The sequence below is a fragment of the Amycolatopsis sp. WGS_07 genome (genome assembly GCF_045278895.1).
GTDB lineage: Bacteria > Actinomycetota > Actinomycetes > Mycobacteriales > Pseudonocardiaceae > Amycolatopsis.
Window position 1 is genome coordinate 669,904 of the sequence record NZ_CP136053.1, and the last position, 14,226, is coordinate 684,129.

Annotated in this window: 13 protein-coding genes; 4 read left to right on the forward strand and 9 right to left on the reverse strand. The window is 68.0% G+C overall.

Annotated elements, in window-relative coordinates; translation table 11 throughout:
* Window positions 1–215 precede the first annotated feature (215 nt).
* The gene (locus tag RPX00_RS02880) at window positions 216–3,611 is read right to left on the reverse strand and encodes an aminotransferase class I/II-fold pyridoxal phosphate-dependent enzyme (RefSeq protein ID WP_406637183.1); all 3,396 of its coding nucleotides are present in this window, start codon (window positions 3,609–3,611) and stop codon (window positions 216–218) included.
* 108 nt (window positions 3,612–3,719) lie between these two features.
* A complete protein-coding gene (locus RPX00_RS02885) occupies window positions 3,720–4,661 on the reverse strand; it encodes an NAD-dependent epimerase/dehydratase family protein (protein WP_406637185.1) in 942 nt (313 codons plus the stop codon).
* Window positions 4,662–4,927: 266 nt separating this feature from the next.
* Here RPX00_RS02885 and RPX00_RS02890 point away from each other — a divergent pair, with 266 nt between their 5' ends.
* Entirely contained in the window at window positions 4,928–6,058 is a 1,131-nt protein-coding gene (locus tag RPX00_RS02890; protein ID WP_406637187.1) for an MAB_1171c family putative transporter, read from the forward strand.
* On the opposite strand, the gene RPX00_RS02895 is transcribed toward RPX00_RS02890, so the two are convergent.
* The 5 genes from RPX00_RS02895 to RPX00_RS02915 all read right to left on the reverse strand — a co-directional run bounded on the left by RPX00_RS02895 (window position 6,040) and on the right by RPX00_RS02915 (window position 9,236).
* Window positions 6,040–6,690 (reverse strand): DUF998 domain-containing protein, encoded by a 651-nt coding sequence (locus RPX00_RS02895; RefSeq protein ID WP_406637189.1) that lies wholly within the window; start codon window positions 6,688–6,690, stop codon window positions 6,040–6,042. The genes RPX00_RS02890 and RPX00_RS02895 overlap by 19 nt on opposite strands.
* Window positions 6,691–6,769: 79 nt before the next feature.
* Complete coding sequence (gene trxA, locus RPX00_RS02900) at window positions 6,770–7,078, reverse strand: thioredoxin (RefSeq protein WP_406637191.1); 309 nt, start codon at window positions 7,076–7,078, stop codon at window positions 6,770–6,772.
* Window positions 7,075–7,467, reverse strand: a complete 393-nt coding sequence (locus RPX00_RS02905) for a MerR family transcriptional regulator (protein WP_406637193.1) — start codon at window positions 7,465–7,467, stop codon at window positions 7,075–7,077. The genes trxA and RPX00_RS02905 overlap by 4 nt, the downstream gene beginning before the upstream one ends.
* Window positions 7,468–7,496: 29 nt before the next feature.
* Window positions 7,497–8,696, reverse strand: coding sequence for an FAD-dependent monooxygenase (locus tag RPX00_RS02910; protein WP_406637195.1), 1,200 nt, complete (start codon window positions 8,694–8,696; stop codon window positions 7,497–7,499).
* An 84-nt stretch (window positions 8,697–8,780) separates the two neighbouring features.
* Window positions 8,781–9,236 carry a MarR family winged helix-turn-helix transcriptional regulator gene (locus RPX00_RS02915; RefSeq protein WP_406637197.1) on the reverse strand — a complete coding sequence of 152 codons (456 nt, stop codon included), beginning with the start codon at window positions 9,234–9,236 and terminating at the stop codon, window positions 8,781–8,783.
* A 55-nt stretch (window positions 9,237–9,291) separates the two neighbouring features.
* Here RPX00_RS02915 and RPX00_RS02920 point away from each other — a divergent pair, with 55 nt between their 5' ends.
* Both RPX00_RS02920 and RPX00_RS02925 read left to right on the forward strand, forming a co-directional pair.
* On the forward strand, window positions 9,292–10,107 hold the full coding sequence (locus tag RPX00_RS02920; protein WP_406637198.1) for a class I SAM-dependent methyltransferase: 816 nt from the start codon (window positions 9,292–9,294) through the stop codon (window positions 10,105–10,107).
* 80 nt (window positions 10,108–10,187) lie between these two features.
* Complete coding sequence (locus RPX00_RS02925) at window positions 10,188–11,672, forward strand: alpha/beta hydrolase (RefSeq protein WP_406637200.1); 1,485 nt, start codon at window positions 10,188–10,190, stop codon at window positions 11,670–11,672.
* A gap of 60 nt (window positions 11,673–11,732) precedes the next feature.
* Here RPX00_RS02925 and RPX00_RS02930 read toward each other — a convergent pair whose 3' ends face one another.
* Window positions 11,733–12,140: a hypothetical protein gene (locus tag RPX00_RS02930; RefSeq protein ID WP_406637201.1), complete on the reverse strand. Its 408-nt coding sequence runs from the start codon at window positions 12,138–12,140 to the stop codon at window positions 11,733–11,735.
* Window positions 12,141–12,254: 114 nt separating this feature from the next.
* Between RPX00_RS02930 and RPX00_RS02935 the strand changes: the two genes are divergently transcribed.
* Window positions 12,255–12,650, forward strand: a complete 396-nt coding sequence (locus tag RPX00_RS02935) for a GNAT family N-acetyltransferase (RefSeq protein ID WP_406637203.1) — start codon at window positions 12,255–12,257, stop codon at window positions 12,648–12,650.
* Between the two features lie 82 nt (window positions 12,651–12,732).
* Here the strand turns inward: RPX00_RS02935 and RPX00_RS02940 are convergent, their stop codons facing one another.
* The gene (locus RPX00_RS02940) at window positions 12,733–14,121 is read right to left on the reverse strand and encodes an aspartate aminotransferase family protein (RefSeq protein WP_406637204.1); all 1,389 of its coding nucleotides are present in this window, start codon (window positions 14,119–14,121) and stop codon (window positions 12,733–12,735) included.
* Window positions 14,122–14,226 lie beyond the last annotated feature (105 nt).

Below are 14,226 nucleotides of genomic sequence, written 5' to 3' on the forward strand. Positions count from 1 at the left end.
CTCCACGACCCGCCCGAAACCGCCACCGACGCACCCACCCAGCCGTGCACCCATACCACCCCCGCACCCCGATACGAAGCCAAAATGCGGTCTGAGGGTGCTTGTCAAGGCATCTTTCCCGCCTTGACAAGCACCCTCAGACCGTCATCACAATCAAGCTTCGGGGTGCCCCACAACCACCCCGGCGCAATGTCGCCCCCCAGGGCGACGAGCCGTCACCGCCCCCGCAACCGAGCCAACTCCGTAGCCACAGTCCCCACCGCGTACCGCACCTGATCCTCCCGATGCTCGCTGGTCACAAAGAACCGCAACCGAGCCAACTCCTCCTCCACAGCCGGATACAAAATCGGATCCACCACAACCCCCCGCTCATACAACGCGGTAGCCAGCTTCAACGTGGTATCCGAATCCCCCACCACACAAGGCACAATCGGCGTATCCCCAGCCGACCCCGTCGGCAACCCAACCTCCGTCGCCAACCGAAGAAACAACCGGGAATTATCCCGCAACCGCACCAACCGCTCCGGTTCCTCCTGCAAAACCCGAAGCGCGGCAAGGGAAGCAGCCGCATTCCCCGGCGTAATCCCCACACTGTAAACAAACCCAGGCAACGAATACCGCAACCACCGCACCGTCCGAGCCGACCCAGCCAGATACCCGCCACACCCGGCCAGCGACTTCGACAACGTCCCCATCCACAGATCAACACCAGACCGGTCAACCGCGAAGTGGTCCCCCACCCCAGCCCCACGCGGCCCCATCGTGCCGATACTGTGCGCCTCATCAACCATCAGCAACGCCCCATAGCGCCGCTTCAACTCGATAAGACGAGGCAGATCAGCGACATCCCCATCCATGCTGTAAACGCCTTCGACCACAATCAACACCCGCCGGAACCGCGAGCGCGACCGCCGCAGCACATCCTCCAGCCGCGCAGTGTCATTGTGCGGGAACGGCTGCCGCGTAGCCCCCGACAGCGCACAGCCCTGCAGAATACTGTCGTGCGCCAGCGAATCATGCAGGATCAGATCGCCCGGCCCGACCAAATGCCCAATCGCCCCAACGTTAGTCGCGTGCCCGCTCACCATCACCAGACTGTCCTCGACGCCGAGGAACGCGGCCAGCTCGGTCTCCAGATCACGCGACAAATCACGATCACCAGCAAGCAACCGACTGCCGGAAACCGAAGTCCCGTACCGATCGACAGCCTCATGCACGGCCGCGGTCACCGCCGGATGCCCAGCCAGCCCAAGGTAGTTGTAGCTGGAGAAGGACAAATACTCCCGCCCGGCAACCGACGTCGTGGCGTCCATCCGCCCCTGATGCTTGCGGAAGTACGGATTCGGCACGCCGAGGTCGTCGAACTCCTTCAACCTCGCCTCGATCGCCGCCGCCTCCGGGAACTCCTCGATCGCCGCGCTCGCCGGGTCCCACGCCGGAGCCGGAGCGGCCGGCGGAGCCGCAGCGGGCACCAAAGCCGTTGCGGGAGCGAGCATTCCGGCTACCGCGCCCACTGTCAGCGCACCCGACTGCTCGACCTCCAACGGCAGGTCCGGGAACCGCTTGCGCAGCCGTCCTTCCAGCTCGGTGAGCATCAGCGAGTCGAAGCCGAGGTCGTCCACGAGCAACTGCCCGGCGTACAGCTCGCTGACCGGGAACGCCGTTGTCCGCGCGACTTCTTCGAGTACGACAGCCAGCACGTCCCGCGCGGACGTCGTCTCCTCTGCCTCCTCGACCGGCGCGGCGGTGGCGCCGAGCGGCTCCAGCGTCTGCGCTTTGGCGAGCTTCGCGTCGTCGACGACCCAGTGCCGGCGCGGGCTGAGCGGGCTTGGCGGCAGCGTGCAGCGCGGCAGGCCCTCCGCGACCGGCCGGAGCCCTGTCCCAGTCACGGCGCGCGGGGCCAGCTCTGCCGGTGCGCCGTCCTCGACCTGTTCCTCCCCCGGTGACACGACGCCAGCGAACACGCCTGGCACCAGCTCGCCGGACTGCCCGGATTCGAGCGCGACCGACGCGTCGACCAGCTTGGCGACCGCGTCCGCGATGTCGTCCGCCGCGACCGCCAGCCGTTCCGGGAAGAGCGTCCGGCGGGCGAGGGTGCCCGCGACCGCGGCCAGCGGCGGATTCTCGCGGCCGAGCGTCTCGGCCATCTCGCGGGCGTGCCGCGCCAGCCCGGCCCGGTCCCGCGCGGTGAGCAGCAGCAGCCGCGGCGTCTCCTCGCCCGGAGCTTCCTGCGCCGTTTCCTCGACGACCACGTGCACGTTCGAGCCGCCGAAGCCGAACGCGCTCACTCCTGCCCGGCGCGGGCCGTCGCTCTCCCACGGAGTGACCCGCCCAGCCACCTGGAGCCCGGCGTCCCGCAGCGACAGATGCTCAGCCGGCTCGAACTCCGGCTGCGGCAGGATCTGTCCCTTGTGGACGGCCAAAATGGACTTGATCAGACCGGCGATGCCAGCGGTGCCAAGGGAATGGCCGACCACCGACTTCGCCGCACCGAGATACGCGGAATTTTCCGCACCGCGGCGCAGCTCGGTCAGCGCGCTGATCTCCACGTCGTCACCGACCGCGGTCGCGGTGCCGTGTGCTTCCAGGAAGCCCACTGACGCCGGGTCGACGCCCGCGTCTTTGTAGGCCCGCCGCAGCGCCAGCAGCTGCCCGGATTCCTGCGGCATCATGCCGCCCTTCACCGCGCCGTCGTTGGACAGCCCGACGCCGCGGATCACCGCGTACACCCGGTCGCCCGCCGCCCGCGCGTCGGCGAGCGGACGCAGCACCAGCACCCCGGCCCCCTCGCCGAGCACGAAGCCGTCAGCCCGTCGGTCGAACGGACGGCATTCGCCGGTGCGCGAGATCGCGCCGATCCGGCACAGGCCCACGAACAGGTCCGGGGCCAGGATCAGCTGCGCACCGCCGGCGACCGCGATCCGGCACCGGCCCGCACGCAGCGCGAACACCGCGTTCGCCACCGCCGTGAGCCCGCCGGAACAGGCCGAATCGAGCGCGTAGCTCTCGCCGTGCAGGTCGAAGACGTTGCTGATCGAACTCGGCCCCATGTTCAGCAGCAGCCCGGCCATCGCGGTGGCGTGCAGCCCGCTGACCGCGGACGCCGCCTCGGCCATCGCCGGATCGCCGGGACGGCCGAACTCGCCGCCGATCAGCTGCTTCAGCCGCAGGTGCAGCGTGCTCATGTCGCGGTAGCCGCTGTCGCTGAGCGACATGATCACCGAGGTGTCGTCGCGGTCGAACCCCTCGGCCTCCCAGCCCGCGTCCTGCAGCGCCTCGCGGGTCAGGTCGACCAGCAGCCGGTGCTGCGGGTCGAGCGATTTGGCCCGCCGCGGCGGGATTTTGTAGTGCCCGGCGTCGAAGTCCCCGACGCCGTCGAGCAGCGCCATGCGGTCGGAGTAGACCGCCGCGCTGTCCCGGAAATCGTCGTTGTAGAACGCTTCGCGCCGCCACCGCGAATCCGGCACTCGCCGAAACTGCGGTTTGGGCTCGCTCAGCAGATCCCAGTACTCGTTGACGTTGCGCGCCCCCGGAAAACGACAGCCCATTCCGACAACGGCGATGGCCTGGTTATTTTCGGATTCTTCCCACCCAGATCCTGCAGACCCCATGGCATGACTTCCTCGTGCCGATTCCCACCCAGTCGACACCGAGATTGCCCGTCTTTACCCGGTTTTTCAAGGGCATTGGGCAATATGCGCGAGGAATGCACAGAAAACTCAACTCACGGTAGCCAAGCGATCACGCCACCAGGCCACGGTCGCCGCGAATTGATCTTTCTCCTTAGTCGGCGCGATATCGAAAAACTCCTGCGCGGCACGGGAATCGAGCACGTACGGCCGGTCGAACTGGTACCGGACCTCCCGCAACTCGCGTAACATGGATGAAACAAGCGCGCCCGCTCTCAGTAACGTCGGAGAAAGGCGTTGCACAGCCACCGGAGCGACTCCGGCCGCCTCGCACAGCATCGCGACCATCACCCGGGCGGACCTCGGCGGACCAGTCGGCACATGCCACGTCCTGCCCCAAGCCTTTTCTTCCCGCCCGGCCGCGACCAGAGTCCGCGCGACATCGGGAATGTAGCTCCAACTGTGCGGGGCGTCCGGATCGCCGAACACCTGCACCTTCTGTTCGCGCAGCACGTTAGGCACGACGCGCGCCGCGAGATGGCCGCCGTCGGTCACTCCGGGACCGAAGAAATCGGAGGCACGCACCTCGACCATGCGGAACCGGCCCTCGTCGTGCATTGCGTGCAGCTGTTCGGACAGCAAAGCCCGGACCCTGCCCTTGGTTCCGGTGGCCGCGAGCGGCAGATTCTCGGTGAGCGGGCCGTCGACTGGTCCGTACCCGTACAAATTCCCCAGCGACACGAGCAGCGCGTCATTCGCTTCGGCCGCGGCGCAGATCGAGGCCTGCAGCGGCGGCCAATCGGTCGCCCACCGAGGATAAGGCGGGCTCGCGCAGCTGTAGATCGCGGCCGCGCCCTCGGTCGCCTCGACGAGTGCGTCCTGGTCCGCGGCGTCGAGCGCGACGTGCTCCAGCCCCGGTTCGTCCTCCTTCGGCGAACGGCTGATCACCCGGACTTGTTCTCCTCGGCCGGCGAGCAGCGCAGCCGTGGCCGCTCCCGCCGGTCCGAATCCGATCACCACCTGAAGAGCCATGGCCGACACCCTAACCAGCGGCGCATCCCGTTGCGGCCGTTCACGACCCGGCCGCCCGCCGTTCACCGGCGAGTCCGCCCCAGCGGATCTCGAGCAGGACGCCGACACCGGCTGTCCACTCGGAATTACCCCAGGCCAGGACCAGTTTTCCGGCCCTAGTTCCGCCACTCGCGGTGGTGTATGGTCGCCGATCGTGGACATTTCCGCCAACGCTGCCCCGCACACCGTTCCGCCCGCCGGGCACTGACCGCATTCCGGGGGCGCGAGTGAACACCCTGAAGATCATCCTGTTCTCGTTGTCGGCGGTCTCCTCGTACGCGGCCTTGCTGTACAAGCTTTTCTCGATGCGCCGGTCGTGGCGCGACCCGGCCTACATCGTGCTGATGACGACGCTGATCCTGCAGTGCGTCACCTTCACCCTCGGCGCGATCTCGCTCAGCATCGGCTCGCTGTTCGGGATCCCCAATCTCGCTATCTTGATCTTGCACCTGGCCGCGGTCGCGTACTGCATCAGCGCGCAGCTGCTGCTGATGCTGTGGGCGAATCCGCCGTCGGAGATACGCACGCGGATCCGGGCGTGGATCTTCTCCGGCGCGGCCCTGTTCGTGGTGCTGATCGCGCTGTTCTTCATCGGCAACAAGCCCGGCACGCCAGGGACCGCGTTCGCCGTCGGCAGCAGCGACCCGGTGATCCTCACGTATCTGCTGCTGTTCATCATTTCGCAGGCAGTGCCGTGCGTGACGATCTACCTGCAGTGCCTCCCGTACGCGCGGAGCACGTCGCGGGTGTGGCTGCGCCGGACGTTGCGGACGCTGGCGGTCGGCGCGGTCGTGCTGTTCCTCTACTGCGCGACGCGCGCGCTGAACATCGTGAGCCCGATCCTTGGCTGGCATCTCGGCGCGTGGGCAATCCTGCCGTCGGTGTTCAGCGCGGTGGGCATCGCGATCGTGTCGTTCGGGCTGACCATGCCGTCGTGGGGCGAGCACGTGTCGTCGCTCGCGCGGTGGCAGCGCAACTACCGTTCTTACCGCGCGCTCTACCCGCTGTGGCATTCGCTGTACGAATCCTCGCCGGACATCGCGCTCGAACCGCCGACCGCGGGCGACACCGATCGGCGCTGGTCAGATCTGCACTACCGGCTGCACCGCCGGGTGATCGAAATCCGCGACGGCTGGCGCGCGCTGCGGCCGTACATGGACCGCGCCGACTCCCCGGACGGCGACCAGGCGATGGCCGAGGCCCGCAAGATCCGGCAGGCGCTCGAGGCGAAAACCTCCGGCGTGACCCCGGCGGAAAGCCAGGACAACGGCGCGTTCGACGACCACGACGCGAAGACGTTCGCCGCCGAAGTCGCTTGGCTCACCCAGGTTTCGGAGGCCTACGGCAAGCTCGCCTGAGGCTGCGACTGCGGCTGGGGCACGTCGCCCAGCAGCGTCTGGCCCTTCGTCAGCCACGCGAAACCGAACGCGAACACCGCCAGCGACTCCAGCCAGAGCGTCGGATGCAGGTCCGCGGTGGCGGCGCTGAAGAACAGCCCGTTGACGACGATCAGCACCAGGCACGCGAGCATCACGATGCCGCAGGTCCGGTAGACGGCGTTGCGCGAACGTTTGCGCTTGGTCGGCGCACCGTCGTCCTTGGTGAACAGGAAGAGGCAGAAGAACGCGAGGGTGAGGAAGAAGATCGCGGCGAACGCGAGGTGCGCGACACCGATCGCGTGCTGGGTGGGCGTCGGCGAGACCGGCTGGGTCGGGAACAGCGCGACGCCGATCCCGGCGACCGCGGCGATGTTGGCCGCGATGTCGTCTACGCGGCCGTAACCGCGGTAGGCGATCAGGAACACGCCGATCGCGCACAACGTGCCGACGAAGACGTTACGGAGATCGCTGTAGTAGTAGCCGCTGAGCGAGCCGAGCAAGCCGCCGCCCTCCAGCAGTTGCTTGCCGGCGATCACGACGATCGGCAGCAGGATCCCCAGCACCCCGATGGCGCGGCGAAGGAACAGGTAAGAGCGCACGAAAGCAGTCATGGCACGGCTCCCCGAAGTCGTGCACTCTTTGTACCTGTTCCGTCACCGGACCACCGGGCAAACGAGGAAATCCACCGGTTCAGCCCAGAAGATCGTCCAATTCCGCGAGAAGTTTCGCCTTCGGCCGCGCGCCGACGAACTTCGCGACCGGCGCGCCGTCGCGGAACACCATCAGCGTCGGCAGCGCCATCACCTGGTAGGCGCGCATGGTTTCGGGATTCTCGTCGGTGTTCAGCTCGCGCACGGTGAGCCCGGGCCGTTCCGCGGAGATCTCGGCGAGCACCGGCGCGATCATCCGGCACGGCGGGCACCAGTCGGCGGTGAAATCGACCAGAACGGGCTGGTCGTGCTCCAGTACCTCGGCGGCGAAGGTGGCGTCGGTGGTCATCGGGACTCCTCGGATTCAGCAGTGCATGGGTCGGCCGCGCGAGCGGTGGCGGCGGCGAGCTTGTCGAGCAGAGCGGCGCGGACCGCGGCGAGGTCGCGCATACAGGCCTCGACCTCGTCCAGCTTCCGCCGGTACACCTCGACCGAGGCGGGACATTCGTCGCCCGCGTCGTGGCCGGTGCGGAGGCAGTCGACGAACGGGCGGGTGTCGTCGAGGCTGAACCCGACCGTGCGCAACGTCTGGATTTCGGTGACCAGCCGCAGGTCGTCCTCGTCGTACTCGCGATAGCCGTTCGCCGCACGCGCCGCGGGGAGCAGGCCCTGCGCCTCGTAAAACCGCAGGGCCCGCGTGGTGGTCCCAGCTCGTTGGGCTAGTTCGCCGATCCGCATGTCTTCGACGCTAAACCTTCTCCTCAGCGTCAAGGCAAGGCGTGCGCGCGAGGTTGCGGGTACTCGCGGAACTTGACCGCGTTCGCCGCGCGGTTGCCCATGTACTCGAAGACGCGGCGGCCGATCGGACCGGACAGCCGACGGTACATCTGATTGCGCTTGCGCAGCTTCTCCTCGGTGGCCGGCACCAGGAAGTCGCCCGAACCGGCACCGTTGCGCTGTCCGACGCGGGCGGGTTTGCGCAGCCGCTGCTCGTAGCGGGCGAACGCGGTCGCGTGGTCGCCGCCGGCCGCGGCGAGTTCTCCAGCCAGCACCTGCGCGCCCATCATCGCGAGCCCGGTGCCGGATCCGCCCGGCCCGGCGCACCAGGCAGCGTCGCCGAGCAGCACGACCCGGCCGCGCGACCAGCTGTCGAGCTTGATCTGGCCGACGGTGTCGAAGTACAGGTCAGGCGCGTCGTCGACGGCGGTGAGCAGCTGCGGGAGTTCCCATCCGGCACCGGCAAAGACCGTCTTGACGATGTCCTTCTGCCGGGCCAGATCGGGGCGGCCGTACCCGTCCGGGTCGCCGCGGAAGGTGAGGCCGACCGTGACCGTCTCCGGGTCCAGGTGGCTGGCGACGATCGCGCCGAGGCCGGGTTCGTTGTAGAGCAGACCTGCGTGGTCGAGGCGGAGGTGGTTGGGCGCGGTGAAGCCGGCGACGTGGTAGCCGAGGTCGGTGCGGAATTTCGCCTCCGGACCGAACGCGGCCGTCCGCACACCGGAGTGGATGCCGTCCGCGCCGACGACCAGGTCGAACCTGCGCGGGGCACCGTGGCGGAAGGTGACGTCGACGCCGTCCGCGGTCTCGGCGAGTGAGGTGACGCGGTCGCCGAAGACGTACTCGGTGTAGTCCTTGGTGCGGTCGTAGAGGATGCGGGCGAGGTCGCCGCGCAGGACTTCCAGCTCGCCGTTGGTGAACCCGCTCGGCAGGGTGAAGGCGGGCTGTCCGGCCGGGTCGAGCTGCACCTGCTCGCGCAGCGCGGTCTCGTGTTCCCGCAGGTCGTCGAGCAGGCCCATCGCTTTGACGAGCTTCATCTGCTCGCCGCGGAAGTCGACTGCCTGCCCGCCCGGCCGCAGCCGCGGCGCGGCCTCGACGACGGTCACCGAATAGCCGTAACGGTGCAGCCAGTAGGCGGCGGACGGGCCCGCGACGCTGGCGCCGGACACGAGAACGGTCTTGCTGGTCATCTCTGCTCCCCTGGGTCGGTAGGCGATGCCGCAACACTGCGGCGCACCGCTTACCGCGCCCGCACGGAGCGCTGACGGCCTCGGTCAGTCCTCGGCCAGCCGGGTGAGCATCCGGGAGAAGACGCGGCCGAGCAGCTCCAGTTCGGGACCGCTGACCTGGTCGAAGAAGTACCGGCGCACGAGTTCGCCGTGCTGCTCCTTGGCCGACTCGACCGCCGCGCGCCCGGCGTCGGTGAGCCGAACGTTCGCCCCGCGCGCGTCCTCGGTGCAGTTCTCCCGCGTGACCAGCCCGCGCTTGCACATCCGGCTCACGTGATGCGACAGCCGGCTGCGGTCCCATTCGACGAGCGCGCCGAGTTCCCGCATCCGCAGCACGCCGCCGGGCTCGTTCGCGAGCGGGACGAGGAGGGCGTAATCGGCCCCGGAGATGCCGGCGTCGCGTTCCAGCTGCCGGTCGAGCGCGCTCCCGAGCACCCGCTGCACGCGCTGGTAGGAACACCAGACCTCGGCCTCGCGCCGATCGGGAACCACGTCAGCCATCCGGCGATTCTACAAAGAGCGGGCGGGTTTTCGCGCCGGTGCGTAAGTTGGGAGAGTGACCAGGTCCGAGCGAGAAACCTTCTTTCGTGCCTTCCACACAAGCCATCCGGCGGTTACCTCGCGCAGTTTCGGCGACGGGCGAAGCGCGGACGGACGGTCGAGTTACGAGCTGCTGCGGGACGAGATCGCCGATGCCGGACCCGTGCTCGATCTGGCTTGCGGCGACGGATTCCTGCTCGACCTGCTTGCCGAACGCGGATATCAGGCGACCGGGATCGACGTGTCGAGCACGGATCTTGCCCTTGCCAGGCAACGTCCGGCGACGGTGGTGGAAGCGCGGGCACAGCAGCTGCCGTTCGCGGACAACGCGTTCGGTGCCTGCGTGTCGCACATGGCGTTCATGCTGATGTCCGAAATCGACCAGGTCGCCGCCGAGCTGGCACGCGTCCTGCGGCCAGGCGGGCAGCTCGCACTTGTCCTTGGCGGCGGGCCTGCGGGCAACGAGGCGTATGCACTGTTCGGCAAGCTGCTCAGGGAAATCCTCGCCGAAGTCCCGGCTGAGCAGCAGCTCCCCCGGCTCGGCGACAAGCGCACCAGGAGTCAGGCCGGAGTGGACGAAATCCTCGGCCCGGCCGGATTCGCCCCGGTGCGGTGGCGCACCGAGGCGATCGACTTCAGCGGGTCGCTCGAGCAGGCCTGGGACTTCGTTTCGGTGACCTACAACCTCTTCCCGCTCGGCGAATCCGCCTCCCGGAAGCTGAAAGCCGCATTTTTCGCCGAAGCTCCCGCCCTGGCTACCCCCGATGGGCTGATTCCGCTTGTCTTCCAGGTACATCTGGCCAGCACCCACACCGTCCACAAAGGACACTAAACCCGCACTAGTGGCACCGCTCACCTTCTGGCAAGATCGAGGACTCTGACGTCTCCAGTTCACGCCGAAGGGGCAAGGCATTGGGTCTGGGCAGGAAACTGGCCGTCGCCGCCACCGCGGTCAGCGCGGCGACGGCGTTGTTCACCGCGGCACCGGCGAGCGCCGCGGCCGCGCCGATCGACTGGAAGCCGTGCCCGACCGGGCAGGGCGTCGAATGCGGGAAGCTCACCGTGCCGCTCGACTGGGACCGGCCCGGCGACGGGACGATCCAGATCGCGCTCGCGCGGCGCAAGGCCACCGATCCCGCGCACCGGATCGGTTCGGTGCTCATGGACCCCGGCGGGCCGGGCGGCGCGGGCGCGGGCGAGGTGCAGGGCGGCTGGACGCTGTCGCCGAAGATCGCCGCGCGGTTCGACACGGTCGGGTTCGATCCGCGCGGCGTCGGGGAAAGCACCGCGATCAAGTGCGGGCTCGACGAGATCACCGCGAAAAATCCCGTACTGCCCAAGAATTCCGCTGAATTCCAGCAGCTGCTCGCGTACAACCGCGCGCTCGGGCGCAGCTGCGAGCGGATCACCGGACCGCTCGCCACCCACTCCGACACCCGCAGCGTGGTGCGCGACATGGACGCGATCCGCGCCGCGCTCGGCGACCAGAAGCTGACCTACTACGGCGTTTCCTACGGCACGCTGATGGGCCAGCAGTACGCCGAGACGTACCCGGACCGGGTGCGCGCACTCGTGCTCGACAGCAATATGGACCACTCGATCCGCAGCACCTGGGAGTTCCTGAAGACGGAAACCCAGGCCACGCAAGAGTTGTTCGAGCAGTTCTCCGACTGGTGCGACCGGACGACGTCGTGCGCGCTGCACGGCCAGGACGTCAGCGCGGTGATGGCGGACCTGTACGCCCGCGCCGAACGCGGCGACCTCGGCACGCCGGACGACAAGCTCGACCCGATGGCGCTCGTCGGGCTCGTCTCGCAGAATTTCTACGGCCCCACCTGGGGCAAGCTCGCGAAGAGCCTGGTCGACCTTCGCGACGGGAAGCCGGCCGAGGCGTCCTTCGCCAAGGACGACATCCCGATTCCGAACCCGTTCAACAGCATCTTCTGCTCGGACTGGCGGCTGCCGGTCACCAGCTATCCGCAGCTCGACAGCTACCGCCGCGCGCTCGCGAAGGTGTCGCCTGACCTGCACTTCTCACCGCTGGGCTGGAGCGCGGCGGCCGGGTGCGCGAGCTGGCCGGGTCCGGTGCGCAACCCGCAGCATCCGCTGTCGGTCCGGCCGGGCGTGCCGATGCTGATGCTGAACAGCCGCTACGACCCGGCCACGCCGTACAGCTGGGCGGTGCAAGCCTCGCGGCAGTCCGGCGCACCGCTGGTCACCTACGAGGGCTGGGGCCACGGGGCGTACTTCAAGAAGAGCCAGTGCGTCATCGACGCCGCCGACGCCTTCCTCCTCGACGGGACGAACCCCGGTCGCGGCAAGCATTGCCCCGCGGTCGAGCCGAGTGTTCAGTCCAGGGTGGACGGTCCGAAGGCTCCCGTTACGCAGCTGTACTGAGATGACGAAAAGCGGGGCCCTGATCGGATCAGGGCCCCGCTTTTTCGTGGTCCGCGCGGCTCAGTAGTCGTCACGCCCGGTGAACTGCTGCTCCAGCAGCTCGGCCGAACCGGCGACGAGTTCGAGCGGATCGGTGAACTCGTTGAGGTCGAGGTTCAGCAGCGGCAGCGAATGCCGCAGCACGACGTGCTCGCCCATCACCACGAGCCCGCCGACCACCAGCGACTGGCCTACCTCGGTGAGCACGGCGTGCAGATCCACCTCGTCCACCCGGGCGAACGGGGTCGCGATCTGCACCCAGTCCTCGCGCTGGTCGAAAATCTCGCGGGCGATCACCACGACCTGCGCTCGTCCCGTCGTCTCCGCGTCGTCGCCGAACAGGACCCGGATCCGGATTTCGCCCGGGTCGTCCCGGATCACCCGGTAGGTCTGCCTGATGTAGGCGACCAGGTCATTCCACTGCGCCACGCGCTTCCTCCCGTTGGTAGGCAACGAAGATCAGCGTAGCGGGACCCGGCCGCCCGGGAAGGGAACCCGCACGGTCTCCGAGTCCCGGACGCCCGGACGGCCTATCCTCGCGACATGAAGATCATTTACGAATGGCGCGGCGGATTCGACAACACCACCCTCAACGCGCTGCACGCCGAAGGCTTCGACCACCCGGTCCTGGACATCGACTGGCTCGCGCAGGTCCACCGGCACAGTCTCGGCTGGGTCTGCGCTCGGCGTGCCGGCGAACTGGTCGGTTTCGTCAACGTCGCGTGGGACGGCGGGGTCCACGCCTTCATCCTGGACACTCTGGTCCGGACGAACCTTCGCCGGTGTGGCATCGGCGCCGGACTTGTCGCCGCGGCAGTCCGAGGCGCCAGGGAAGCGCATTGCGAATGGCTGCACGTCGACTTCGATGACGACCTGCGGACGTTCTACTTCGACGCCTGCGGATTCAAACCGACAGACGCGGGCCTCATCGCGCTGTGAGCAGCCCTCGCCAGCCAGCGACATGCGGCGACGGAACCACCGCGGCTCCAGAGTCCGCGAGGGTTCCCCGCCCGAATTTCGGTCAGAGCAATTTCCACGCTCCGGTGAGCGCCTCGCGCAGAATCTGCTCCATTTCGTCGAACTGCGGCTGATCGCAGATCAGCGGCGGCGACAGCTGCACCACTGGCTCCGCGCGGTCGTCGGCGCGGCAGTAAAGACCGCCCTCGAACAGCGCGTTCGAGAGATAACCGCGCAGAATCCGTTCCGATTCCTCGGCGGTGAAGGTCTCCTTGGTCGCTTTGTCCTTCACGAGTTCGATGCCGTAGAAGAAACCGGTGCCGCGCACGTCGCCGACGATCGGCAGATCGGTCAGCCGGTCGAGGGTCGCCCGGAAGGCGGTTTCCTTTTCCAGCACGTGGCCGTACAGGTTCTCGCGTTCGACGAGGTCGAGGTTGGCCAGCGCCACCGCGCAGGAAACCGGGTGCCCGCCGTAGGTTGAGCCGTGCATGAAGGTCGCCTCGCCGCCGGCGAACGGTTCCATCAGCTTCTCGCTCGCGAGCGCCGCTCCGAGCGGCGCGTATCCCGAGGTCAGGCCCTTGGCGGTGGTGATGATGTCCGGCTGGTAACCGTAGCGCTTGGCCCCGAAGTCGTAGCCGAGCCGGCCGAACGCGCAAATCACCTCGTCGGACACGAGCAGTACGTCGTGTTTGTCGCAAATCTCGCGAACGCGCTCGAAATAGCCCGGCGGCGGGACGAAACAGCCGCCGGTGTTCTGCACCGGTTCGAGGAATACCGCGGCTACAGTGTCCGCACCCTCGAATTCAATGGCCTGCTCGATTTGATCGGCAGCCCAGCGGCCGTACGCCTCGTAATCGTCAGCGTGTTCGGGCGCGCGGTAGAAGTTCGTGTTCGGCACACGCAAAGTGCTGGGCACGAGCGGCTCGAAATCTGCCTTCGCGCCGGGAATTCCGGTGATGGACAGCGCACCCTGCGACGTGCCGTGATACGCCAGCGCGCGGCTGATCACCTTGTGCTTAGTGGGTTTCCCAGTCAGCTTGAAGTACTGCTTGGCGAGCTTCCACGCGGTTTCCACGGATTCGCCGCCGCTGACGGTGAAGAACACGCGGTTGAGGTCGCCCGGGGACGCGGCCGCCAGGCGTTCGGCCAATTCGATCGCGGGCGGGTGCGCGTGACCCCAAAGCGGGAAATACGCGAGCTGTTTCGTTTGCTTCGCAGCAGCTTCGGCCAGCTCCTCCCGGCCGTGCCCGACCTGAACGGCGAACAGCCCGGCGAGACCGTCGAGGTAACGCTTGCCGGTGTCGTCCCAGATGTAGGCGCCTTCGCCACGCACGATCACCGGGATGTCGGCGGTGTCGGCGCGGCTGTGGCGGGTGAAGTGCAGCCAGAGGTTGTCGCGTGCGGCAGTGCCCGAGCCGGTGGTGATCCCGGCGGGTTCGGCGGTCGTGGTCATGGCTCCTCGAAACGGGCCTCGAAGCTGCCGGCACGCACCGTGGCGCACCGGCCGGACTTCTCGGTTATCGCACGAGCCGACGCCAGTTGGCAAGCGGATCAGTCG

Coding starts and splice junctions, on each gene's coding strand:
- RPX00_RS02880 (WP_406637183.1), bottom strand. CDS start 3,611: ATGGGGTCTGCAGGATCTGGGTGGGAAGAATCCGAAAATAACCAGGCC.
- RPX00_RS02885 (WP_406637185.1), bottom strand. CDS start 4,661: ATGGCTCTTCAGGTGGTGATCGGATTCGGACCGGCGGGAGCGGCCACG.
- RPX00_RS02895 (WP_406637189.1), bottom strand. CDS start 6,690: ATGACTGCTTTCGTGCGCTCTTACCTGTTCCTTCGCCGCGCCATCGGG.
- trxA (WP_406637191.1), bottom strand. CDS start 7,078: ATGACCACCGACGCCACCTTCGCCGCCGAGGTACTGGAGCACGACCAG.
- RPX00_RS02905 (WP_406637193.1), bottom strand. CDS start 7,467: ATGCGGATCGGCGAACTAGCCCAACGAGCTGGGACCACCACGCGGGCC.
- RPX00_RS02910 (WP_406637195.1), bottom strand. CDS start 8,696: ATGACCAGCAAGACCGTTCTCGTGTCCGGCGCCAGCGTCGCGGGCCCG.
- RPX00_RS02915 (WP_406637197.1), bottom strand. CDS start 9,236: ATGGCTGACGTGGTTCCCGATCGGCGCGAGGCCGAGGTCTGGTGTTCC.
- RPX00_RS02935 (WP_406637203.1), top strand. CDS start 12,255: ATGAAGATCATTTACGAATGGCGCGGCGGATTCGACAACACCACCCTC.
- RPX00_RS02940 (WP_406637204.1), bottom strand. CDS start 14,121: ATGACCACGACCGCCGAACCCGCCGGGATCACCACCGGCTCGGGCACT.